Origin of the sequence: Nostoc sp. (assembly GCF_036917675.1) — a bacterium.
GTDB lineage: Bacteria > Cyanobacteriota > Cyanobacteriia > Cyanobacteriales > Nostocaceae > Nostoc.
Window position 1 is genome coordinate 415312 of record NZ_JBALCT010000074.1, and the last position, 23096, is coordinate 438407.

20 protein-coding genes and 1 pseudogene are annotated in these 23096 nt (G+C 40.7%); 12 read left to right on the plus strand and 9 right to left on the minus strand.

Annotation, left to right across the window (positions count from 1 at the left end):
• Positions 1-43 precede the first annotated feature (43 nt).
• Positions 44-751 (minus strand): 4'-phosphopantetheinyl transferase HetI, encoded by a 708-nt coding sequence (gene hetI, locus V7K31_RS31305; protein WP_335100381.1) that lies wholly within the window; start codon positions 749-751, stop codon positions 44-46.
• Positions 752-1177: 426 nt separating this feature from the next.
• On the opposite strand from hetI, the gene V7K31_RS31310 reads away from it, so the two are divergent.
• The 3 genes from V7K31_RS31310 (at position 1178) to V7K31_RS31320 (ending at position 2232) form a co-directional block, all read left to right on the plus strand.
• A complete protein-coding gene (locus V7K31_RS31310) occupies positions 1178-1507 on the plus strand; it encodes a hypothetical protein (protein ID WP_335100383.1) in 330 nt (109 codons plus the stop codon).
• Positions 1508-1512: 5 nt separating this feature from the next.
• On the plus strand, positions 1513-1893 hold the full coding sequence (locus tag V7K31_RS31315; RefSeq protein ID WP_335100385.1) for a hypothetical protein: 381 nt from the start codon (positions 1513-1515) through the stop codon (positions 1891-1893).
• A 180-nt stretch (positions 1894-2073) separates the two neighbouring features.
• Positions 2074-2232 (plus strand): DUF433 domain-containing protein, encoded by a 159-nt coding sequence (locus V7K31_RS31320; RefSeq protein ID WP_335100579.1) that lies wholly within the window; start codon positions 2074-2076, stop codon positions 2230-2232.
• An 82-nt stretch (positions 2233-2314) separates the two neighbouring features.
• Here the strand turns inward: V7K31_RS31320 and V7K31_RS31325 are convergent, their stop codons facing one another.
• Complete coding sequence (locus V7K31_RS31325) at positions 2315-3379, minus strand: YheT family hydrolase (RefSeq protein WP_335100387.1); 1065 nt, start codon at positions 3377-3379, stop codon at positions 2315-2317.
• A 158-nt stretch (positions 3380-3537) separates the two neighbouring features.
• Between V7K31_RS31325 and V7K31_RS31330 the strand changes: the two genes are divergently transcribed.
• Positions 3538-4281: a response regulator transcription factor gene (locus tag V7K31_RS31330; protein ID WP_334824804.1), complete on the plus strand. Its 744-nt coding sequence runs from the start codon at positions 3538-3540 to the stop codon at positions 4279-4281.
• A 1183-nt stretch (positions 4282-5464) separates the two neighbouring features.
• Here the strand turns inward: V7K31_RS31330 and V7K31_RS31335 are convergent.
• The gene (locus V7K31_RS31335; protein WP_335100389.1) at positions 5465-6256 is read right to left on the minus strand and encodes an SAM hydrolase/SAM-dependent halogenase family protein; all 792 of its coding nucleotides are present in this window, start codon (positions 6254-6256) and stop codon (positions 5465-5467) included.
• 823 nt (positions 6257-7079) lie between these two features.
• Between V7K31_RS31335 and V7K31_RS31340 the strand changes: the two genes are divergently transcribed.
• The 3 genes from V7K31_RS31340 to map all read left to right on the plus strand — a co-directional run bounded on the left by V7K31_RS31340 (position 7080) and on the right by map (position 11601).
• Positions 7080-9791 (plus strand): M16 family metallopeptidase, encoded by a 2712-nt coding sequence (locus tag V7K31_RS31340; protein WP_335100391.1) that lies wholly within the window; start codon positions 7080-7082, stop codon positions 9789-9791.
• Between the two features lie 125 nt (positions 9792-9916).
• Positions 9917-10441 (plus strand): cupredoxin domain-containing protein, encoded by a 525-nt coding sequence (locus V7K31_RS31345; protein WP_335100393.1) that lies wholly within the window; start codon positions 9917-9919, stop codon positions 10439-10441.
• A gap of 332 nt (positions 10442-10773) precedes the next feature.
• Positions 10774-11601 carry a type I methionyl aminopeptidase gene (map, locus tag V7K31_RS31350; protein WP_335100395.1) on the plus strand — a complete coding sequence of 276 codons (828 nt, stop codon included), beginning with the start codon at positions 10774-10776 and terminating at the stop codon, positions 11599-11601.
• A 287-nt stretch (positions 11602-11888) separates the two neighbouring features.
• Here the strand turns inward: map and V7K31_RS31355 are convergent, their stop codons facing one another.
• On the minus strand, positions 11889-13403 hold the full coding sequence (locus V7K31_RS31355) for a hypothetical protein (RefSeq protein WP_335100397.1): 1515 nt from the start codon (positions 13401-13403) through the stop codon (positions 11889-11891).
• A gap of 208 nt (positions 13404-13611) precedes the next feature.
• Between V7K31_RS31355 and V7K31_RS31360 the strand changes: the two genes are divergently transcribed.
• Together V7K31_RS31360 and V7K31_RS31365 are read left to right on the plus strand one after the other, a co-directional pair.
• Positions 13612-15009, plus strand: a complete 1398-nt coding sequence (locus V7K31_RS31360; protein WP_335100399.1) for an amidase — start codon at positions 13612-13614, stop codon at positions 15007-15009.
• Positions 15010-15017: 8 nt separating this feature from the next.
• Positions 15018-15152: pseudogene (locus tag V7K31_RS31365) on the plus strand (Crp/Fnr family transcriptional regulator); the annotation flags it as partial.
• Positions 15153-15341: 189 nt separating this feature from the next.
• Here V7K31_RS31365 and V7K31_RS31370 read toward each other — a convergent pair.
• Positions 15342-16181, minus strand: a complete 840-nt coding sequence (locus tag V7K31_RS31370) for a hypothetical protein (RefSeq protein WP_335100401.1) — start codon at positions 16179-16181, stop codon at positions 15342-15344.
• Positions 16182-16591: 410 nt separating this feature from the next.
• Between V7K31_RS31370 and V7K31_RS31375 the strand changes: the two genes are divergently transcribed.
• Positions 16592-17500: a beta-1,6-N-acetylglucosaminyltransferase gene (locus V7K31_RS31375; RefSeq protein ID WP_335100403.1), complete on the plus strand. Its 909-nt coding sequence runs from the start codon at positions 16592-16594 to the stop codon at positions 17498-17500.
• A gap of 272 nt (positions 17501-17772) precedes the next feature.
• On the opposite strand, the gene V7K31_RS31380 is transcribed toward V7K31_RS31375, so the two are convergent.
• Complete coding sequence (locus V7K31_RS31380) at positions 17773-18639, minus strand: aldo/keto reductase (RefSeq protein WP_335100405.1); 867 nt, start codon at positions 18637-18639, stop codon at positions 17773-17775.
• Between the two features lie 386 nt (positions 18640-19025).
• Between V7K31_RS31380 and V7K31_RS31385 the strand changes: the two genes are divergently transcribed.
• Both V7K31_RS31385 and V7K31_RS31390 read left to right on the plus strand, forming a co-directional pair.
• Complete coding sequence (locus V7K31_RS31385; RefSeq protein WP_335100407.1) at positions 19026-19562, plus strand: hypothetical protein; 537 nt, start codon at positions 19026-19028, stop codon at positions 19560-19562.
• A gap of 303 nt (positions 19563-19865) precedes the next feature.
• Positions 19866-20129 (plus strand): DUF3146 family protein, encoded by a 264-nt coding sequence (locus tag V7K31_RS31390; RefSeq protein WP_334824830.1) that lies wholly within the window; start codon positions 19866-19868, stop codon positions 20127-20129.
• 19 nt (positions 20130-20148) lie between these two features.
• Here V7K31_RS31390 and V7K31_RS31395 read toward each other — a convergent pair whose 3' ends face one another.
• The 3 genes from V7K31_RS31395 to ntcA all read right to left on the minus strand — a co-directional run bounded on the left by V7K31_RS31395 (position 20149) and on the right by ntcA (position 23023).
• Positions 20149-20601 carry a Holliday junction resolvase RuvX gene (locus V7K31_RS31395; protein ID WP_335100410.1) on the minus strand — a complete coding sequence of 151 codons (453 nt, stop codon included), beginning with the start codon at positions 20599-20601 and terminating at the stop codon, positions 20149-20151.
• 94 nt (positions 20602-20695) lie between these two features.
• Complete coding sequence (locus V7K31_RS31400; RefSeq protein ID WP_335100412.1) at positions 20696-22183, minus strand: DUF3084 domain-containing protein; 1488 nt, start codon at positions 22181-22183, stop codon at positions 20696-20698.
• Between the two features lie 168 nt (positions 22184-22351).
• A complete protein-coding gene (gene ntcA, locus V7K31_RS31405; RefSeq protein WP_010998529.1) occupies positions 22352-23023 on the minus strand; it encodes a global nitrogen regulator NtcA in 672 nt (223 codons plus the stop codon).
• Positions 23024-23096: the final 73 nt, after the last annotated feature.

The window sequence follows — 23096 nt, forward strand, 5'->3', positions numbered from 1 at the left end:
CATTGGGCATTGGGGAAGAATAACTAATGACTAATGACTAGTATTAATATTGCCAACACTTCAAATCCCAGCCAAAATTCTCTACAGCAACAGCAGCAACATAATTGTTAGTCGGCACTAGTTCAAAAAGACTCCAGTCTTCAGTTATCTGTAACTTGGCTGGTTCTGTGGGAGTCAGCGACACCTCAATTTGCTCTAACTGGGATAGTCCATCTCCAGTTGCTTTTAGATAAGCTTCCTTACAAGTCCAATAACGGAAAAATACCTCTTGCTGTTGGTTGGGAGATAGCGATCGCAACATTTCATATTCTCTCGGTAAAAAGAACCGTTTGGCAAGAGCTTCCAAGTCAGACATCGAGCGAATATATTCTAGGTCTACACCAATTTGGCGAGTACAATTCACCGCACATAAACCCAACACTTGGGAATGAGACAAGTTAAATGCCAGTCCAGTATCAGCAAATTTATCGGCTAATACTGGTTTGCCACGGTGTTGATAATTAAACTGCACTTGTGACGGCTGGATACCCAAATAGCGACCTAATATAGTTCGGAGAATACCGCGACCAGCGATGAAACGCTGCCGATGTTCCTGAAAATAGAACCGTTCAGCGCGAGCTATTTCGTCATTGGAAAGAGTCGCTGCTAAATTTTGCAGCTGTAGTTCTGGTTGGTCAAGGTCTATGCGCCAGACATGAATCTCATCTGGTAACAAAGTGAAATCTTTCGGTGCAGGTAGCCAGAGATTCATAATAATTCGTAATTCAGGAAGTCATATTTTATCTGGGTTTTCTTCTTTTGTGCCTGTATTGGATAAGCTTTTGTACTCTATAGCAATCCTGAATCATTCGGAAGAAAACACGTAAGCTAAAATCTAGTTTAATTTTTAACTATTTGCATACGTATCTGTTTGGACAAAACTCCTATAAAATCGTTTGTTTAGTCATAAATTAATAGGACTTACGCAGGAGTTACGGAATCACGAACCGCAGAGGCGCTGAGGACACGGAGAAATCAGAGTTTCAGAGATATTTTGCGTAAGTCATAATTAATTGTAAAATTTTTTACTTGCTAGCATTAGATGAATTCTGATGTTAATAAAAATATATTTAAAACATATTTAAAACTGGAGTTAGAGCAAGGCTAATTTCTTCGACACTATGTATGATTTAGCTTTATGGACAACGCAAAACGCTGGAGCGTATATGCTCGTTACAATAACAATATTTATATAACTGAGGAACGATGGGAACACATTATTGACCCAGAAAATCATCCAGAGATCGAAGAATGTGAGGATAAACTAGAAGAAACAATTCGTTCAGGTCGTAGGACTCAAGACCCATTGAATCCGCAAAAATATCGTTACACTCAAGCGTTTGATGATTTACCCTTTGGCAATACTCACATAGTTACTATTGTTTTATGTCGCTTTCAAGAAGGAAAATTAGGTCAGCCGATACCAAATAATTATGTAGTTACAGCATATCAAAAGGTGATGAGTTAAATATTATGAGCAAGCCAAGTGTGAAATATGATCAAGCAAGCGATACGCTGACAGTTTGCTTTCAACCAGGTTCAAAAGCAACGGGGATAGAACTGACTGACCATATCCTGTTACGGGTTAATCAACAACAGCGGTCTTGTGTAAGTATCGTTTTTTTTGAATATTCAGTGTTAGCGCAAAAAACAGAGATGGGAACCCGCAGCTTTCCTATTTTTGGCTTATCTCAGATATCAAACGACCTCACACAAATGGTCTTTGAGATTTTGTTGAATTCTCCTGTGTCTGATTTTTTACAGCTTTCCGCTTATACGGTTTCTTTGGCGGAAACTATTCCTATCGTTTCAATTCAACCTATACCCGTTGAAATAACCCAACTCACCGCCTAATTGGGTTAAGCTAGACTCAAGAACAAGGCAAAAAGTCTTGATAATGTTCGTTGAAAAAAACCATTAAATCTAACAACAGAAGATTTAGATTCACGAAAGTATAACTGGATATGATTTCTTCGCTAATATTCCTACGAAAGTTCAGGAAAAAATTAAGGTACGCGGTTATCTGTTTAATTTATACTTGGTTTATTTGCTAATGGTTGGACAGTACAGCAAGTTTTAGATAATTATCCAACTTTAACACCACAAGCTGTGCAAGCTGTGTTTATGTTTGTTGCTGAATGTATGCGAGATGAATCTTTGTATATGCTACCGTTTTTATCTGAATCAGCGTAATGCGATTTTTAGCAAATGAAAATTTCCCGATGATGAGTGTAGTACGCTTGCGGGATGCTGGTTATGATGTAGCTTATGGTAGTTACGAATTACGCTTTTCCTCCAACCATTGTAAAACCCGATTCCATGCCCACCAAGGGTCAGAATCGTTTACTTGGCGCTGGCACTCTTTACTACTCAAATAGCCAACATGACCGCCGTACTGAGTGAGTAATAAATCTATTGCGGGATTGCGATCGCACGTTTCTTGTAATTCTGGTATGATGGCTGGGTCAAAAAGTGGATCATCAGCAGCATATAAAATCAAAGTCGGTTTCGAGATTTGCGGCAATATTTGTAAAGCACTACTAGCTTGGTAATATGCTTCCACAGAAGGAAACCCTAATTGCTTAATTACCAATTCATTGTCAAAACCCCAAATGCTGTTCGCCCGTTCAATGGCTGCTGGATCAATGCTTTCAGGATGAGCATCATGTATTCGCCATGCCAGTTTTTTTAAATTCTGGGCAATCCCTGCTTCCAAATATCTGCCGAAGGGCTTTGTAACTAGATAAGATAGCGATCGCTCAGAATCCAAACTGGGACAAATCACCATACCACCACCAATATCGCTGTCTTCTAATCCTAAATCTCCATGCTCCCTAATCACCTCAAGAGCAACCTTCACCGCCCATAGCGCCAATTGCCCTCCTAAAGAATACCCTGTAAACCAAAATTTCCCTGGACATCCCATTGCCTTAGCTGCGGCGGCAATGCGAACAAAATCTTCCCCCTCATATAGACCATCAGAAGTCAGAGTCGGCGAAAATTGGGCAGTTTTGCCGTGGCCACGCCAATCAAATAACACCACCGCGTAGCCTTGAGCGTAAGCTTTACGTCCTAGCACTCTCAAAAACCATTCTGTCTCTAAGTCCCCAGTGATGCCATAAGTACCGATAATCGTGCTATGAGCATTTTCAGGGATGGCAACCAAGCCAAAAATTGGCACACCCTGGCCACCAATAAAAATTTTCTCATGATAAGACGGTTCTTGTAATGGAATAGTACTTTCCCAATAACTTTTTCCCCACAAAGCGGCGTATACAGTCATCATCACACCGTTTTGTAAAAACCAAGACGGATTGTAGGGGGGAGTATAACACATCATAGACTATAAGATTTCGTGTAGTTGAGTCTTGATTTCACAGTCATTTAATCTTAATATTTATGTAAGATTTAAAAACCTTTTCATAATCGACTCAAAAATCTTTGTATCTATACAAAGGTTGTTATTTATCCTTAATAAGTAGTAATAATTTTTTAATAATGCCGAGGATTCTAGTCATAGACGATGACCCAGCGATTTCAGAACTAGTTGCCGTCAACTTGGAAATGGCTGGCTACGATGTTAGTCAAGCTGAAGACGGCATTAAAGGTCAAGCACTGGCTCTCCAGTTACAACCAGACTTGATCATGCTTGATCTCATGTTGCCCAGGGTAGATGGGTTTACCGTTTGCCAACGCCTGCGTCGTGACGATCGCACCTCTGAGATTCCGGTGTTAATGTTGACGGCTTTGAGCCAAACTCAGAACAAGGTGGACGGCTTCAATGCTGGCGCAGATGACTACCTCACCAAGCCTTTTGAAGTTGAAGAAATGCTGGCGCGGGTGCGGGCACTTTTGCGGCGTACTGACCGCATTCCCCAAGCAGCAAAGCATAGTGAGATTCTCAACTATGGCTCACTCACCCTCGTTCCCGAAAGATTTGAGGCAATATGGTTCAATGACACGGTGAAATTGACTCATTTGGAATTTGAGCTACTTCACTGCTTGCTGCAACGCCACGGTCAAACAGTTTCCCCCAGCGAAATCCTCAGAGAAGTTTGGGGCTACGATCCTGATGACGACATTGAAACGATTCGAGTCCATATTCGCCACTTGAGAACCAAGTTAGAACCAGATCCCCGCCACCCTCGCTATATCAAGACAGTGTATGGTGCTGGATACTGTCTGGAGTTACCCGGTATAGCTCCATCAAATGAAGCGGCTTCGGTAACAGTCGTTGAATGAAATCACGCTAAATACCCTTAAACTTTGCCATTACTTAGGCAAGAATTCTGAGAAACTCTTATTCCTTACCGTTTAGTTAAGGTTATTGGTGGGATTTTCCGGTTTATAGAGCAATACGCTTGGGTTAAGGAAAATTGTAGGTTGAGTTGAGGCTTTGCGAAACCCAACAAACCTGCCCAAATGTTGGGTTTCGTTTCTCAACCCAACCTACGCAGCTTAAGGTTTTTTGCGCTAACCCAAGCGTATTGGTTTAACCTGACTTTTCACGGTATCTGGAAAACCTCACTTCTATTTCTCTCTCCTAAATAAAAGGAGAGAGAAATAGAATTTTTCCCCTTAGAGCGTCGGAAAGGGGGTTAGGGGGTTAAGTTTGGCAGGCTTTGATGTTACTAAAAATACTTTTAAAACATCCTCTAAAGACGACTTTCGCTATTAGACTCAGAATTTATTATGAGGCGGGCTAGATGAGAATGAAATAACCCTGCTATTAACCCAAGTTGTGGGTTAGTAGATAATGAAACTCCAGGGACTAAGCGATATGTTAAGAATGTCCACGATATTGACGTAGCACCAGATGGCCGCATTGTATCTTTTGGTGCTAATTAGGAATCTTGATTATGAATTGGAAAAATATTAGGATCGCCAAGATTCAACGTATTGAAAAAGTAGTTGCTGAATTTTAGGTAAGATGCGTCGCATACATACCAAACTGCCAGTTTAAGGTAAAAATCACTGAGGATATTGATGGTAAGTATTCAGGACGTGTAAATCTTGCTGTTAAAAACTCTAGAGATGGTTCACCTGAATGGGTTGGAGGTATCGGAGATTCAATTGACGAAGCGTTAGAAAATTCAATCAAAGAACTTGTAAACTCTATCGAATCCTCCGGGAAAAACATTAACTTTCTTCAGGAAGAAGATTTTGAATGGTCTGCTCCTGAAGATTTCTAGCGTCAAACAATTTTAGATTTTAGATTTTAGATTTTAGACTGACCCTATGCCTGTCGCTTGCGCGTTCCCGCTCTTTAGGCAGTTGCTCTGAATAAATAATTTTAGATTTTCGATAATAGAACTGTTCTTGGGTTTAAATTCGCAAGTCTCAGACCTGTTTAAATTTTGAATTTTCAATTCCATTACCCAAAATCTAAAATCTAAAATTCGGTAACAGAAGCAACTACCCAATTTTACGCAATTTGAGTTACTTGCTGATTCACACGGGGACGGCCAAAGCGCTCCCAAGCACTCCCTCCTCGCAGAAACAGTTCTAGGAAGCGCAATGGTTCTCCTGAATCGCCTGTTGACCAACCGGAACTACCAGGAGCAAAGGCTAAAGTTCCTTCAGATACCTTGAAACTACCATCAGAATACACTGCATCACTGACTACATCTCCAATTCGGATCACGATCTTGGTTTCAGGTTGCAAGTTAAGTGTATGCGCCCCAATAGTTGTTTTGATGTTGCCGTAGCCATCAATCCAGGCAATTCGATCTGGTGGAACATCTGGGATTTGCTCACTCTTAAGGCTATCTCCCAGAAGGCTAAAATCTTCACCCATAATCGCCCCCGCCGCCGGAGGAAATACATCCCGTGAGCGAAACTGCGATCCACCACGAGAAACATTGACCACTCGCAACTCCTTTGTATAATCTTTAATAAAGGAGAGGGTGTAGCCCGCATTCACACCCACTACTTTTACACCATTGGATAAAAGCGCATAAGTTAGTCCTTCACCTTCATTATCCCGCCGAGCTTCGGGATCATCTTGACGAGGCGCACAATTGTGATAAATTAAGCGATCGCTAGGGCCTGGATTGAGTCCCAGTTGGGCAATCCAGAATCCCGTTGCCAAGGTACTGAATGCTGGAACCGAAAGTAAATGAATTTGGGCATCGGGAAAAGCCATCAGCAGACGTTGTGTGACTTCAATAAATGCCGGATCTCCTGTACCGTAGTCTGCAATGACGCAGATAAACATTCTGCAGCTCCTTCCTTAAGAGTAGTAATTTGCAATCAACCTAATTATGAATTATTCGGTGATCATTATGATTACAGCGTGAAATGAGCAGAGAAATGTTTATTTCACGCCTATTAGTAATGTTAAACTCTTAGTCAACGCAAGGAAAACAATTAGTTTACTTTTTAGTGAAGAATGCAACCAACTCCAGACAGATATTGATAACATAACCAGCATTGACCAAATAGTTAAGCTGGTTCAGAACCTGGTTAAGAGCTTAGAAGAAATCCCGATAGATTTCGGAAGTAATACTTTGGGAGCATCCCTAATTGACAAGACTATTTTTGCGCGTACTCTTGCTCAACACCAGCAAAAAGTGTTACTTTCAAAAGTATTTCAGGAATATCCGCATCACCAAGCTCGTTGTGAACTTGCTTGCTGCAAAGCTAAAGAAGATTACTTTTATAATGAACAGCTAAGTAGGGAGGCAGAATTAAATATAAGATAAAACCTCACCCTCAATCCCTCTCCTTACCAAGGAGAGGGAAGCTGGAGGCAGGGTGAGCTTTTATATTTAATTTGACCCACTTACTTATACAGCGATCGCAGAAAAAGTAGAATTAGAAGGGGAGGCTTTAGACCCAATTTTTTGGTAACTTAATTTATAAATAAAACTATGAATTTTCCAGATTGTATAAATATCCCTTACTGTTATTAATTTTAAGCTTATGGCTAGTAGCGGTTTTTTTGTTGAGCGATCAACCTGATCATAGCCAATATGCAGCTACATCTCACAAAATCTAACAAAGAAAAATACCCGTCAACCTTGCTAGCAAAAAGAATAATGTCCTCAACACTGACAGAAAATGTCCGCAAGACAGTACTGGAGAATGGCCTAACTGTCTTGACAAAAGAAGTGCATACTGCGCCAGTAGTGACGGTGCAGGTGTGGTATCAGGTTGGCTCATGCAACGAAGAACCGGGCGTGAATGGCATTGCACACCAGTTGGAACACATGATGTTTAAAGGCACTTTAAATCGTCCAATTCAATTTGGACGTTTGTTTAGTGCTTTAGGTAGTGATTCCAATGCTTTCACCAGCTATGACCAAACTGCATATTACGGTACTGTGGAACGAAACAAGCTGAAAGCTCTCTTAGTGCTGGAAGCAGACAGAATGCAAAATTCCCTGATTCAGCCAGAGCAATTAGCTAGTGAGAAGCGGGTAGTAATTTCCGAGTTGCAAGGTTACGAAAATAGCCCAGAATATCGCCTCAACCGCGCCGTAATGCAGGCGGTGTTTCCCAACCATGCTTATGGGTTGCCTGTAGGTGGCACCAAAGCTGATGTTGAGAAATTTGAAGTTGAGCAGGTACAAAAATATTATCGCAATTTTTATACTCCCGATAATGCCGTCTTAGTGATTGTTGGAGATTTTCAAACTGCAAATACCCTCGAAACAATTAAAGAAGTATTTGGCAAACTACCAAAGAACAGTGCTGAGAAACGAGTGCTGTTAGCGGATAGCTATGGTTTAGCCCGTGCTGAGTCAAAAGCCTCACTCAGCACTCAGCACTCAGCACTCAGCACTCCCATAGTATTGCGAGAACCGGGAGCAGGGGGGCTGTTACAAGTTGTGTATCCGCTACCGGATGCAAATCAACCAGATGTGCCGGCGCTGGATGTGATGGACTACATCTTTACAGAAGGACGGAATTCTAGACTTCATCAGGCATTGGTGGAGTCAGGTTTAGCTAGTGAAGTTACAGCATCCGTTACCAGTTTGCGGGAATCTGGCTGGTATGAAGTGTTGGTGACGGCTGGTTCTAAACAAGATTTGAAAAAAATTGACTCAGTGCTGAGTAGTGCGATCGCTAATGTAGCAGAAAAAGGCGTGACATCTGAGGAAGTTGAACGAGCCAAAACCCAATTAACGGCAGATGTAATTTTGAGTAACCGTGATATCACCTCTCAAGCTATGCGATTAGGCAATGATCAGACAACTGCTGGTGATTATCGCTACACAGACCGCTATTTGGCAGCTGTCCGTCTGGTGAAGCCAACGGATATTGTCGCTGTGATTAACAAATACTTGACAAAAGAAGCCCGGACAGTAGGCTTTTTTGAACCAACCCAGAAGCAGATAACAGAAGTTGGTGACAAACCAGACTCAGCGCATACTACAGAAAATTTCTCTCCTGTAGCACCTGGGCTTTTTTCTGAGGTGATGAAATACTTACCGCCTGTGGATTTGGTTACAGATGCGTTGCTTGCCGTGGTTGGCAAAGCCTCTGGTAGAGAAGACATCGCCCAAATCCTCCCACAACAATTTAAATTTACCAACGGACTGCGGATATTACTGCTAGCTGATAATAGTACTCCCACCGTTACTCTGAGCGGTCATATTCAAGCCGGGACGGAATTTGATCCAGATAATAAAGCTGGACTGGCTGCTTTTGTAGCAGAGAATTTGCTAAATGGCACCAATAGCAAGGATGTCTTAACTATTGCCAAAGTCTTGGCACAACGAGGGGCGAGTTTAGACTTTCAAAGCTACCGCGAAGGTGTGCATATTGAGGGTGATAGTTTAGCAGAGGATTTGCCGATACTCCTTGAGATATTGGCAGATGTTGTTAAAAATTGTACCTTTCCCATAAAAGAACTGGAACTGCATCGCCAACAAACTTTAACTGATCTGCAACAGGAATTAGATGAGCCATCAGAAGTAGCCAGAAGAATATTTGTTCAGTCAATTTACCCGAAAAAACATCCCTTACACAACTTTCCCACAGAGGATAGTTTACAACAGATTCAGCGTCAAGATGTGATTGATTTCAAAGCTAAACATTATCGTCCAGACACGACAGTGCTAGCGCTGGTAGGAGATTTTGATCTAGACATTGTGCGATCGCTGATTAAAAATAAGTTTGGTAATTGGGAAGTTAGTGGCCAAGCACCAACATTAAAATATCCCACGGTGCCAATGCTGAGGAAAATAGTCAGTCTCAACCCAGTTTTACCAGGTAAATCCCAAGCTGTTACTTATATGGGTTGCACAGGTATTAACCGTTATGATCCTCGGTTTCACGCAGCCTTAGTATTGAACCAGATTTTGGGAGGCGATACCTTATCTAGTAGACTGGGTGCCCAAGTGCGCGATCGCCAAGGTTTGAGTTATGGAATTTATAGCTACTTCCAAGCCGGGAAGAATGCCGGGACATTTTTGATTGAGATGCAGACTAGTCCAGAAGATAGCATTAAAGCGATCGCTAGCACCCACCAAATCTTACAGCAAATCCATCAACAAGGTGTCACCGCACTGGAAGTAGAAACAGCTAAACGCACCCTCATCAGCAACTACAACGTTTCCCTGGCAAACCCAGAGGAATTAGCAGATAGAATTTTGATGAATGAGGTGTACGAACTAGATAAAGTACAATTGCACTCCTTCACTGATAAAATCCAGAAAGTCACCCTTGCCCAAGTTAATCAAGCGGCTCGTGAGTTACTCCACCCAGATAAAATCGTGGTAGTCACTGCTGGTCCATCTGTGTGAGCAGAAAAAAGCAATTAAGTAGAGATATGCATTGGGCATGGATAATATAAAGAATGGGTAAAGTTATTTTTCCCGCTACCGATTAATTGTTCATACTCACCAGCATTGTTCTTTGATAACTACTGATGAAAATTCACAAATATTTATATCAAATTGTAATTACATTTGTTAATTTACCCGGTACTGCTTGGCTGCAAATATCACGGCTTAACTACGTGATATTAACGTTGCTTCTGAGTCTCAATTTCATCGCTGCTACTCCCGCAATGGCGGCAAATTTGTCTGGCGATTTGCTCAAGCAGCCAGCCACAGAAATTACAGTTAGCTTGGGTAATGCGGCTAACGAACTCAAGTTTGAGCCAAATCATTTGGAATTACTGGCAGGCAAACGCTATCAACTACGGCTTACCAATCCCAGCCAACTGAAACACTATTTTACTGCTAAAGATTTTGCCGATGGCATCTGGACACAAAAAGTTGAAGCAGGCAAAGTAGAAATCAAAGGAGCCATTCACGAACTAGAACTCAAGCCAGGTGCTGAAGCCGAATGGGTATTTGTGCCCCTTAAATCTGGCACTTATGGCTTACGTTGTCCAATATCCGGACATACAGAAGCAGGTATGATTGGAGAAATTGCCATCAAGAATTAAAAATTATTTGGCTCAGTACAGAATTTCATAAGTTCATAGCGAATTCTCAGCGCCCCTCTGCGCTTCCCTCTGCGCCCCTTTGCGTTAAAATTCCAACCCTCAATTTCCCACGATTTTACGCAAAGCTGTACTAAGTCCCATAGTGTGCAGTTTGATTCAAGTCCAACACATCAGGAGTATGCGAATATGTTATTCTATATACATTAGCGGCTAAACTCGAAGAATCCCGATCAGGGATTAAAACAACTTAAATTATAGATATTATTTCTCAAGTAATCTAGAGAAAGCATTGATACTTAAGCGGCAGAGCCACCAGTAATTATTAATTTCCTATGAACATTTTCAGTAACTTACTTTCTCAAACAACTCAGTCTGCAACTGCAAAAAAGCAACGCCGAGGAATTGAAATTAAATCGCTGCGTGAAATTGAAATCATGCGGCAATCAGCAACAATTGTGGCAACTGTCCTCAAAGAAATTTCTGAGCTAGTAAAGCCAGGAATGACAACGGCTGATTTGGATACTTATGCAGAAAAACGTATCCGCGAAATGGGTGCAACACCGAGTTTTAAAGGATATCACGGTTTTCCAGGTTCTATCTGCTCCAGCATTAACAATGAAGCAGTGCATGGCATTCCTAGTCATAAGAAAGTGATTCGCGTAGGGGATGTATTAAAAGTAGATACGGGCGCTTATTACCAAGGCTTTCATGGTGATTCTTGCATTTCAATTGCTGTCGGTGAAGTGACCGAAGAAGCTGCTAAATTAATTCGCATCGCAGAAGAAGCTTTATATAAGGGTATTGAACAAGTGAAGGCGGGTGTATACCTACTTGACTTAGCTGGAGCAATTGAAGACCATGTGAAAGCTAACGGCTTTAGTATAGTCGAAGAGTTCACTGGACACGGTGTCGGTCGTAACCTCCATGAAGAACCTTCAGTATTCAACTACCGTACCCGGGAGATGCCGAATGTTAAACTCCGTGCGGGAATGACGCTGGCAATTGAGCCAATTTTAAATGCAGGTTCTAGACACACCCGAACATTATCTGACCGTTGGACAGCAGTCACTGTAGATAATTCTTTATCGGCTCAGTTTGAGCATACAGTTTTGGTGACAGAGACTGGTTACGAGATTTTGACTGACCGTTCTAAGGTGTAAGCTGTTACGTATACAACTTGCACTATCAGGGCGGGCTTTTTGGTCTACCCCACAATCATATTGAAAAAAATATTAGTGCAAATTAAAGGCGCAACAGCTTAGTTATCAAAAAGTACTTTTGGGAGCATCTCAGTTTTGCAAAAATACCAGATAAAAAACAAGAATCTTGCTCCCTCTCCAAAGCATCGCAGAGGGTTGGGGTGAGGTTTTACAAGGCTTTTTACGAAGGTGAGATGCTCCCGTACTTTTTTAAATACAAAATTTAAATTTTTGGTATTTAGCAGGAGTTAAAATCTGGTTTTTTTGTATCTTGATGATACCGTTTTTGGGATTATTTGACTGATAGCCGCATAGTTAGTTTTATAAATAGGAAGCGTTTCTTTAGCTTGTATAGAGACAAACGTACTCTCTGGAATCGCTTCTAATAAATTAATTGCCTGCTCAAATTTATCTTTTGCTTGCTGCCGAATTAGTCGTGAATGAGGTGAATTTTGTACAAATAAATTAGCTTCTATTGCTAGTTTTTGGGCTGATTCTAAGTTTGCTACAGCTTTATTTTCAATTAAGACTCTTTGACTGATAAATTTATAGTTAATCTGATAGTAAGCTAATTTATTCTTTGCCTGATCAGAAACTGATGTTTGACTAGGAATACTATCTAACAAGATTATTGCCTGATGCCATTTGTTTTGTGCTTGTTGCCAGACTTTTAGAGAATGCGGTGGATTTTGAACCAGAGAAGCAGCCTCCATACCGAGTTTTTGAGCAGATTTCAAGTTGGCGATCGCACTTCCTTCTTGAGTTAAACTTAGACTCATCTGCTGCAATTGTGGACTTTGCTCTTTAATTTTCCAAACACCAAAACCTAATATTAATAAACTTGAGGCTACTATCAAAGCTGAACGGACTATTTTTGGTGTCGAAAACTTTGGTACTATTTCTACTTGCTGGCTAATAATTGGTTTTTTACTAGTTTCCTGTTCAATCTTGTTCAGGGCTTGTTCTGCCTGTTCCCTTAAAGTGTCACCCTGAATAATTAAAGCAGCAATTTGTTCTTTGAAAAAATCACAATCATTCAGAATATCTGTCAATTCTTGAAATTTACCATCACTCGATATAATTAATTCGTGGTCATCATCTAACCACTCTAAGGCGAAGCCAGATTTACCATAAAAAGCAGACACCCCTAATAAAATATTTAATAAGCTATGACTATTTTTAATAGCATCAAAAAGATAATTTAATTTTCCCTCTAATTGTAATAACTCCTTTTGAGAATTGCTGATTGTTTGAATTTGACGCTCTAAAATATGAGAGTTGCTAAAGCCTAAGTTAATCTTTAAGCTTTCAGAAATTAGCTGAAAATTGGCAGTGAGGCTAAGATGATTAATATCAGAATTTAGTTGATTGACCAACTGAATATCACTGAGAATATCAGCAGCTATTGCCTGCAAAAAATAGCCCCATTCAATCCAGCCATCAATTTTTGATTGTAAATCAGTTAATGAAATTTTAGTTTCTGAGTTGCCAAATTTTTCTGCGATCGCTGGATCTACTAATCCCACACTAGGTATAAACAAACTAGCTACTGTACTTATTTGAGGAAGTGTAGCGATCGCCGAATTTTTGATCTGATCAAATTTCAATTCCTGAGCAATTAATTTTTTCAGATTCCGTAGTTGTTCCTGAGCATTATTGATCAGGATAATTTGTTCGGTGATTTCATTAGAATCGCCAATAGTCAGTTTTAGACTCTGAATCAGTGTTGGCAATTCACTCACAAGTACTTCTAGGTTAGCCATAAATACCCTTTGGGGATTTGTCGAAAGTTTATGCGAAACAATTAAAATGGCTTGAGTAAGACCGTAACCACGCCTGTTGCATCTGAGCATCCTAGTTAAGTCACAAATCTCAGGAGCCATAAAATGTATAGTTCCCATAAATCCTGCTAAAGTAACAATTTAAGTTTTAAAATCCCAGAGAAAGACAAAATTACCCATTCACTAACCTATGAATGAAGTTGATTTAGCATTTACCCCAGCCCTAGAGTTGGCGCAATTAATTCGTCGCCGGGAAGTATCACCGCTAGAGTTGGTTGAAATATATTTACAACGGATTGGGCACTTGAATCCCCAATTAGGAAGTTATTTTACGGTGACGGCAGAACTAGCGATCGCAGATGCCAAAGCCAAAACAGAATTATTGACAACTACCTCAGAACTACCGCCATTTTTTGGGGTGCCGATTTCCATTAAAGACCTCAACGCTGTAGCAGATGTTACCTGCACTTTTGGGAATCCGGCATTACTGAATAATATTCCTAACTATGATGATGGGGTTGTGACAAGGATTAAGCAAGCTGGATTTACTATTCTCGGTAAAACAGCCACTTCGGAATTAGGTTCATTACCTTACAGCGAACCTACGGGTTTTCCCCCAGCCAGAAATCCGTGGAATTTAGAATACACCCCTGGCGGTTCCAGTGGTGGCGCGGCGGCGGCGGTAGCAGCCGGATTGTGTGCGATCGCTCAAGGTTCTGATGGCGGTGGTTCAATTCGGGGGCCTGCGGCTTGTTGTGGTTTGGTGGGACTCAAACCATCCAGGGGCAGGGTGAGTAAAGCACCCGTAGGCGAGCGTCTGGCTGGAATTGCCGCCAACGGGCCACTCGCCCGGACTGTCGCTGATGCTGCCGCCCTCTTGGATGCTATATCTGGCTATGTCACAGGCGATCCTTACTGGTTGCCAGATCCCGAACCATCATTTCTCGCCGCCACTCAAACCAAACTCGGTGCTTTGCGAATTGCCTTTGACACTAACATTTCTCCTTTGGGAGAAGCTGACGCCAACTGTCAGCAAGGTGTGCGCCAAACAGTCCAGTTATTAGAACAACTCGGCCACCAAGTTGAACAGAAATCCCCAGATTTTAGCGGTTTAATTGAACCATTTCAAATCGTCTGGCAAGCTGGGGTGGCTGCGTCGGGACTTCCTGTTGAAGCTTTGCAACCAGTGAATCGCTGGCTATTTGCCCGCACAGGTTCTGTTGCCGAGTACCTGCAAGCAGTTTCTCAAATGCAGATAGTGGCACGGCAGATTGTGGCGTTTTTCGATACCGTGGATGTGTTGGTATTGCCAGTTTATCTACATTCACCCATCATGGTTGGGGAATGGGCTTCGCTGAGTCCAGAAGAGACATTCCAAAATATTATTGAGTGGGTTGCCCCTTGTCCGCCTGCTAATGCAACTGGACAACCTGCGATCGCAATCCCTGTAGGCTTTGATAGTAAGGGTTTACCCATGAGTGTGCAGCTAATTGGGAAACCTGCGGCTGAAGCTACCCTGATCAGCCTAGCAGCACAATTAGAAGCGGCTAACCCTTGGATTGGGCATCGTCCAGCCTTTGCAATATAGGGCTAATCATGCAAGCATCTCTGGAACAACTTTCAAAAATTATTGTGTTTGCAGGTTTAGAAATAGCAGACAAAGTAAGTTTGCAATCCTACACTCAGGTGCAACGGTATCGCAAAGGAGAGATTATTCTGCATGAGGGGGATGGGGAGCATGTCAACTTTGCTAGAACAGATGAACTATTGAATAGTGGCAGAATCAATCAAAATAGAGGAAGAAATCAATCCTTACTCAACAATCAAACCAGCCAATCAGAAAACCTGTTTAGTTCTTTTGTTCTAACAAAGTTGACATGCTCCCGATCGCCTGTTTTTAGTTTAAACACCAGTTGCAAGCTACAATCGGGAATTATATTCCCTTTCTTTTATCTTATTAGAAAATTGGGATGCTTGCGTGCTTAAACCTAATTTCTTTAGCAAAAAATATTTATATCTTTCCAAAGTAGACACACTAAATGTGCTTTTGAATAACCATGCATCTTTATCAACTGTAAAAGGAGTCCCAACCTTAGCGACAAGAAATGAAGAAGTATCATCGGAATTGGAAACTAACTCTTCCCAATTATTTGGCTGTTTTTTACCCCAATTAAAAATTTTATTTAAACTTACGACTTCTAAAAGTTCCCTTCTAATTAAAGATGCAGAATTTCCAAAATATTGAATGGGATGAGCAAAAACATCACTTCCAAAATAATCTTTACTAGAACCCCACTGTCCCCCAGTGCTTGTATCTACATGCATTAAATTTATTCCCATAATATTTTTATCTTCATTAAGAATAGTCAGACCATGTTCCAATATCTTAATACAGTCTTGATGTGTTCCAACTATTTCAATATCGTCATCTAAATGTAAAATATAATCAGATTTACAAAGATTTAGACTAATAAGAATTCCAAAATTACTATGAGGGGGGTGGCTCATAGTATTATATCTTACACAATCAAAACGATTGATTTGATTGGATGATTGAAGTAGCTTTATTCCATTTAAATCAGGACTACTATCATCTAAAAATATTTTTTCAGCAAAAGGAAGCTCTAGTACTTTAGCCCAGCTTTGTATAGCACGACGAACAATAAGTGGACGGTAATCACGTAACGACTTAATATATGAGCATGTAGAAAATGATGTTTTTTGCCACAAATCGTTTCTGGAATTTTTGATATTATGCATTTTTTTATACTTTCATACTGTATTTAGAGCAAACGCCATCAACATAATCTTTTGGTAAATTCGGTTTTATTACCAATCTGCAAAACAATTGTGGCGCTATCGTCAACCCCTTCGCTTAATTTAAAGTATGACATTTCGTGCTACGCTATGCGCTATCAAAACTCGAAATTTAAAATTAAGAACCTCATAACCCCCTAAAACACCGATAATCAGATAGAAGAAGAGCCTAGCTCAGTAGCGTTAGTAAAAATTTTTGCAAGAACTTAGAGATTAGTACGACTTCTAGCCACAGTCGGAACTGTAGGAGTGTTCCTTGGAGGATTAGCGTAAGTACTAGGATAGATGAAAATAATAAAACTATTAAGCAAAATACTATTCAAAAAGTTGATTTATCTAATTAGGCAGTTTTTATGAAAATAGCATATGTAATTTTGGCACATAAATATCCTGAACAATTAGTACGTCTTATTTATAAACTAAACACAGATGATGTTTCATTTTTTATACATATAGATAAAAAAGCGGATGATAAAATTTATCATCACGTACTGACTCAACTCAAGGATTTTCCAAATGTCTCTTTCATAAAAAGATACCATTTAGCATGGGGAAGTTTTGATATTGTCAGAGCTAGCCTTAAAGGAATAAAATCAATAGTTGAAACAGGTACTTCTTTCGATTATGTTATACAATTATCGGGTCAAGACTATTTGATAAAGTCAAATGAACAGATTAATAAGTTTCTCCAAAAAAATAAAGGTAGAGAATTTATAGAGTATTTCTCACTACCTTGTAAAAAATGGTATAAAGGAGGTTTAACAAGATTAGAATATTGGCATATCCGTTGGAAAGATAAAGATTTTTGTATCCCAGAAAAGCGTGAGTTTAAATCTCGCATTAACTCTTTCTTATATTCATTGTTGATTTTGCTTTTACCGAAAAGACATAAATTTCCTGAAGGCTTTGCTCTTTATGGAGGTTCAGCATTTTGGTGTCTAACGGGAGAATCCATAAAATGGATAAATGATTTTGTTAAGCAAAACCCTAAATTTGTTAATCGTTTTAATTACACTTATTGTCCAGATGAATTGTTTTACCAGATCCTAATTTTAAATTCCCCTTTTAAGGAAAAAATTATTAACACTAGCTTGACATATCTAGAGTGGTCTAACGTTAATGCCCTTCACCCAAAAATTTTAGAAAAAAATGATTTTGAGAAACTTAGAGAATCGGAAAAATTATTTGCCAGAAAGTTTGATATGACTATAGACCTGGATATATTAGATATGATTGATAAAATGATATTGAGTAAATCTTAACTTGCAAACAAATTTTGAATTTTGGTAGCAGAGAAGAAATAATTAATGTGATTTGCAAAATAGGGCTGCATATATTTAGATTAATTACTTGGATAATAGTCTTGCACAAAGACACAAACAAGCAAAGTACTTTTTAGCATTTTTGCGTGAGATTTACAGTGGATTTTATATAAATAAACCAGAGTAAGTAGGATGGGCATGGTAATGCCCATCCTACAAGGGACGAAAAACTTTCGCAACTTTCACTAAATTTACGTTAGCTAGTGGAATGATTAAGTTGCCCGATCAATTTTTTGCACTTCTTGATCAGATAGTTTCACATTGATAGCTTGTACTGAGTCTTCAATGCTGGAAACCTTGCTAGCACCAGGAATTGGCAAAATAGCGGGCGACTTGGAACGCAACCACGCCAAAACGATATTATACACAGACACGCCTTTTTCTTTAGCTAACTGAGCGATCGCAGAAATATCTTGCAAGTCCTGATGGCGACGACTACCACCAAAGGGACTCCAAGGCAAAAAGGTCAATCCTTGCTGTTCGCAATACTTCAACACGCCATCTTTTTCTGGCTGTCGTTGCCAAGGGCTGTATTGATTCTGCACCGAGACAATATCTACCACATCCCGCGCCCGCTTAATTTGTTCAACGGAAAAGTTAGAAACTCCCACAAACCGAATCAAACCAGCCTCCACCGCTTCTTTAACTGCTGCAAGGGATTCTTCAATGGTGTAATTAGTATCGGGAGAATGGTATTGCCAAACATCGATGGGTTTGGTACCACCCAAAGCCTCAAAACTAACTCTAATTGTTTCGCGCAAATGTTCTGGGTTGCCGTTGCCTGTCCAGTTGCCATTGGGACGCATCAACCCGCCCTTAGTTGCCACAGTTACTTGGCTAACATCGCCTTTGTAACTACTAAGTGCCTTGTGAATTAACCGCTCGTTGTGGTGCTTCTCTGACTCATCTTTGCAGTAAGAATCGGCAGTGTCAATAAATGTAATACCCAACTCTAAGGCACGATGAATAACTTGGATTGATTGCGATTCGGCAGGGCGATTAGAAATTGACATGGGCATACCACCCAAACCAATCGCACTCACAAATATACCAGTTTTTCCTAGCTGTTTGGTTTCCATGCTTTTAGCTATAGCTTTCTGCCCCAATTATCCATCAGTTAGCCAAAGGTTTTTTAGCGATTCATCAGAAATCTTCCCTAGTACTTAGACTTGGTGATCAGTGGATGGGCTACAAAGGGAATACTTTACTTAGGGGTTAAATATTCTATATACAAGTACAGATGAAAATTGTAGAGGAAACCCGTACCAGATTGCAGCTCAAGCATCGACCACTCAGCTATTGGTTTAGTGGTGGGTGCATTTTTACTATCTGTTTAAGCTTTTTGATTTACTGCTTAGTTTTTGATTCTGCTTCAGTTAGTTTCAGCTGCACTCGATCTTCACCAAACCAAATTAACTGTGAATTGAAGCGATTTAATTTGCTGGGAGGCATGGAGAAACTCAAAATGTTTGATCCCCAGGAAGCATACATCCTGACAAAGACTGGTAGTAAAGGCTCGAAAACTTATCAAGTTATGATTGTGACTCCATTTAGAGACTTTTCTCTTTTATCCCATGCTAGCTATCAAGAAAATGAGCAAATTATCTTTAAAATCAACGATTTTATAAACTCTGGGCAAACTTCCTTATTAGTGCAGCAAAATCAGCGGCATTATCTATCTTTATTAATTTTATTTATATTAATTATTATGGCGGTCGCTGCTTATTTTGCAACATCACCTGTAACTATCTGCACCTTCTACAAGAGTATTGATAAGGTATTGATCGAACGTAAAAGTTTGCGTGTCAACGAAGTTATCGAACATCCACTAGAAAATATTCTGCGTTTTGATATCCAAGAAAAGCAATTTAAATACTCTAAAGCTTATCGGGCTGTAATTGTGCTGAAATCATTCAAGGAAATCCCAATTAATCCACAATACACTGACGAAAGTAGCATCAGATATGCAGTTTATCGGATAGACTCATTCCTAAGATTTTAACAAAAATTACCCGCACTAAGTACTACTGCGCTCAGAGACTGAAGTCATAGATCGCTGACTTCTCTAGGAAGTTACGGATCTTGCCGATCACAAATGATTTAGGATTGCTATATAGACACGGAACGCCGAGATTAAGTAAGTTTGAGTCACTTTTAACTAAAATTTTACAGCATTCTCGATTAGCAGCATTTTTGGTCAACTATAAATACTCACTTTGTCAGTTTGTCTATTTAAGCTATTTTGGTAAATAAAAGTAAGAAGCCTAGATGAACGGCTGTTATTCTACACTGGACATATAGCATTGTGAGTGGAAAACGTCTGCCAGAAACCATTGCCCATGTCAGAATTACCCGCCAATCCTGGCAACACGGCTTCCTTGAGGGCGAAGTGAATGCGGGTGAGTTTGAATGGCATTTTCAGTGGCATTTTCGCCGGGGAGAACTTGCCGTCAAGCCTTCCCAAGGCCGCGCCTTAATTAAAGAACCCCTCGGTCGATTTTTGGAGCAACAAGATTACCAGCTAGAGCCTGGAGGAGACTATGCTTTTACTATTCGGGCGGAACTTTAGAAGTTAGAAGCGATTCAACCTATAATTGGCTGACTGCTGATTCAGTAAGGCGATTTAAGTATCTTTCGATTAACAGGATGGCAACAATGTCATCTATCGGCCTTGGTGGCTGTCGCAGACCTTTTGGTAATAGCTTTATTAGCCCTTTGGGCGGGTACATTTGCCAATAGCGATCGCGGGCTTCTAAGGTTGTATAACGCTCATCCACTAAAATAATACTCAGAGGTTCTGTCAATTCCTGATATAATTGCTGTCTCCACTGCTTGGCTGTAGTTTGGTCGCCCATGACCATCAAAGAGATCGGAAACTTTTGACGCAGTGTTTCAATGGTAGCGATCGCCTCTTTTGCTAGCACGACCTGATGATAATACACTTGCCGATCCAGTCCCATCACCGCTAAACCACACTTGTCTCGACCTGGATCAAACCCCAAGATGACTGGTTGCGTTGGTGAAAATTCACGGAAATCCATAATAAATTCAAAATTAAGAATTAAGAAATTCAATTACAGTAAGCATTTTAGCTGCTGTTCAAATATGTTTAAATCTTAGTGTACAAATAATTTTTTAAGTACTAAAAATAATTTTTCCGTTGACTATTGCCACTAATTTTACTCTCAATGGGCCGGCTGTATAAGTGTCCTCTGCGGCGATCGCTTTGATCTCCAATGGTTGATTATACTGTCTTAATTGGGTGACAAAGCGCAGAAAAGTCCCCTCTACTTGGACATTTTCGACGATTCCGGCGTTACGGGCCCGAAATTGGGAAGCAGAAATCAGTATTTCCAGGCGCTGCTGTAACTGATAGGATGTCATGGTTTTGGAATCGGTAGTAGTTGTAGCCAGCACTGCGCCACCCGAAAAAACCAATTCATTCCGGGCTGTATCGGTGAAAAAATCTATCTGCTTTTCTCCCCTAACGTAATTACCAGCCGAGAAAATTCGCACCACGTATTCTTGACCATCGCCAATCTGCTTGCTCAACTGGTCAATCCGATCCTGGGTCACGCGCAGTACTACATTTGCAACATTTCCACCAGGCTCACTTAATTCGAGGTTGGCGTTGCGATTGGCTTCTTGTAAAAGTTGTAGCACTGTCTGACGAGCAGCACCAGGTTGGGTAACACGAATTACACCAGCAGACAGAACTTGACCGCGAACTAAGGCTAGTTTACCTAGACGTAGGTCGCGGTAGGACTGATAATATTTTTCCAGTCTTGCAACTTCCAGTTCTAGTTGCTCTTGTTGTGCTTCCAATTCTTTGAGGCGCGATTCCCGTGTGGCAATCACTTGCTCTCGCGCTGCAACTTCTAGATTACGCTTTTGAATCAGTTGATCTAGTTGGGCAATTTTTTGATCACGCACTTCTATTGCTTCTTGGCGGTTAGCGAGTTCGCGATCGCGTTTTTCAATCGCTGTTTTGGCTTCGTCAATGGCTTTTTTAGCTTCAGCGTACAGTCGTTGACGTTCTGTTTTCAATAGCTCAACTGCCGCCTGTAGCTGCTTTCTCTGATTATAAACACTTTGGAGTTCAGCTATGGCTTTTTGGTATTGAGTTACAACCTGATTTAGCTGGCCTTGAGTGCGTTGGAGTTGAGTTTGAGTTTGAGCTTGTTGATTAATGGTGCGGTTCAACTGAGCTTGTGTTTGGAGTTGTTTGGCATTTGCCGCCTGCAAGAATTGATTGATTACCTGCAAATCTTGTTGTGCTTTTGCTTGGGCAATTCTTGCAAGATTTAGCTCACTCTCTACCTGACTTTTCTGAGTTTGGGCGGTTTTTAGCTGTTCCCGCTTCTGTCTGAGGTCTGTTTGAATATCTTCTAACTCAAAGACTCCCTTTCGCAAGCCTTCGTCGGCAGCGAATAAAATCCCTAATGTTGATGCTGAAATCAAACCACCCGTAAAAATAGTTACCAGTACAGCAGTATTTTTCGGGCGGAGATTAAAAAGTGAGAGGCGGGCTTTGCCAACTCGTGTGCCGATGCGATCGCCCACGGTGGCAATTACGCCTCCCAGAATTAAAATTGCTGCGATGAGGATGTATCCGGTGGTCATCTTTAGCTACCGAAATCCTTCCAGATACAGCCTACTACTTTTAAGCATTGTCTGTGGAGAAGTGGAAATTGACAATAGCTGAAATTACTCAATTTTAGATTTACCTCTAGCTATTAGTGTCATCTTTCAAAACACAACAAGGGCCGACTCCCCTTTCTCCAATTGTTTTTATGTGAACTGCCTACTTAAAGTAACAGGTTTATGCACAGTAATCTTCTTTTTGTGGATAGAAATCATCTTTTTTTCACGCAAATCTCCCAGTAGCCTAGTAACGGTAACACGAGTTGAACCAATTGCTTCTGCGATCGCTTGATGAGATAACTTCAGATCAATAGTGATCCCATCTGCACAAGGAACGCCAAAATCCCGACAAAGAATTAACAAAAAACTCACCAACCTAGAACCCATATCTCGGTGAGCGAGAGTTTCAATCATCATCTCCGTTTGTAAAATGCGCGAAGACAGACCTCGCAGCATTAACATTGATAATTCGGGATTTTCCTTGAGTGCTTGCTCCACCTGTTCAATTGGCGCTGACAGTAATTCCACAGGCGTAAATGCAACCGCATGGTAAAACCGATCCGACTTATTTCCTGTCAGCAATGACAATACACCAAAAACACTATTTTCCCGCAGCAGTGCTACCGTTATTTCCTCTCCTGCCTCGTACACCCTGGAAAGTTTAACAGCACCTTTCAAAAGAAAATAAACTCGTTCGGCAGGATCTCCAGGAAAAAAGATCGTTTTATTGCGTTCAAACGTTTCCACAACTGGCGGAAACGCCCCGGTCGCCATCTGACGAAATACATTTGCTAGGGCTTTATCTTGTGTCACGATCATCTCCCTTCCCCTACCCAATGCCGGAAAAACAAAAACTGATTACCTAAGAATACACCCGAAAAATGAATAAAGC

Coding starts and splice junctions, on each gene's coding strand:
- hetI (WP_335100381.1), bottom strand. CDS start 751: ATGAATCTCTGGCTACCTGCACCGAAAGATTTCACTTTGTTACCAGAT.
- V7K31_RS31310 (WP_335100383.1), top strand. CDS start 1,178: ATGGACAACGCAAAACGCTGGAGCGTATATGCTCGTTACAATAACAAT.
- V7K31_RS31315 (WP_335100385.1), top strand. CDS start 1,513: ATGAGCAAGCCAAGTGTGAAATATGATCAAGCAAGCGATACGCTGACA.
- V7K31_RS31325 (WP_335100387.1), bottom strand. CDS start 3,379: ATGATGTGTTATACTCCCCCCTACAATCCGTCTTGGTTTTTACAAAAC.
- V7K31_RS31330 (WP_334824804.1), top strand. CDS start 3,538: ATGCCGAGGATTCTAGTCATAGACGATGACCCAGCGATTTCAGAACTA.
- V7K31_RS31335 (WP_335100389.1), bottom strand. CDS start 6,256: ATGTTTATCTGCGTCATTGCAGACTACGGTACAGGAGATCCGGCATTT.
- V7K31_RS31340 (WP_335100391.1), top strand. CDS start 7,080: ATGTCCTCAACACTGACAGAAAATGTCCGCAAGACAGTACTGGAGAAT.
- V7K31_RS31345 (WP_335100393.1), top strand. CDS start 9,917: ATGAAAATTCACAAATATTTATATCAAATTGTAATTACATTTGTTAAT.
- map (WP_335100395.1), top strand. CDS start 10,774: ATGAACATTTTCAGTAACTTACTTTCTCAAACAACTCAGTCTGCAACT.
- V7K31_RS31355 (WP_335100397.1), bottom strand. CDS start 13,403: ATGGCTAACCTAGAAGTACTTGTGAGTGAATTGCCAACACTGATTCAG.
- V7K31_RS31360 (WP_335100399.1), top strand. CDS start 13,612: ATGAATGAAGTTGATTTAGCATTTACCCCAGCCCTAGAGTTGGCGCAA.
- V7K31_RS31370 (WP_335100401.1), bottom strand. CDS start 16,181: ATGCATAATATCAAAAATTCCAGAAACGATTTGTGGCAAAAAACATCA.
- V7K31_RS31375 (WP_335100403.1), top strand. CDS start 16,592: ATGAAAATAGCATATGTAATTTTGGCACATAAATATCCTGAACAATTA.
- V7K31_RS31380 (WP_335100405.1), bottom strand. CDS start 18,639: ATGGAAACCAAACAGCTAGGAAAAACTGGTATATTTGTGAGTGCGATT.
- V7K31_RS31385 (WP_335100407.1), top strand. CDS start 19,026: ATGTTTGATCCCCAGGAAGCATACATCCTGACAAAGACTGGTAGTAAA.
- V7K31_RS31395 (WP_335100410.1), bottom strand. CDS start 20,601: ATGGATTTCCGTGAATTTTCACCAACGCAACCAGTCATCTTGGGGTTT.
- V7K31_RS31400 (WP_335100412.1), bottom strand. CDS start 22,183: ATGACCACCGGATACATCCTCATCGCAGCAATTTTAATTCTGGGAGGC.
- ntcA (WP_010998529.1), bottom strand. CDS start 23,023: ATGATCGTGACACAAGATAAAGCCCTAGCAAATGTATTTCGTCAGATG.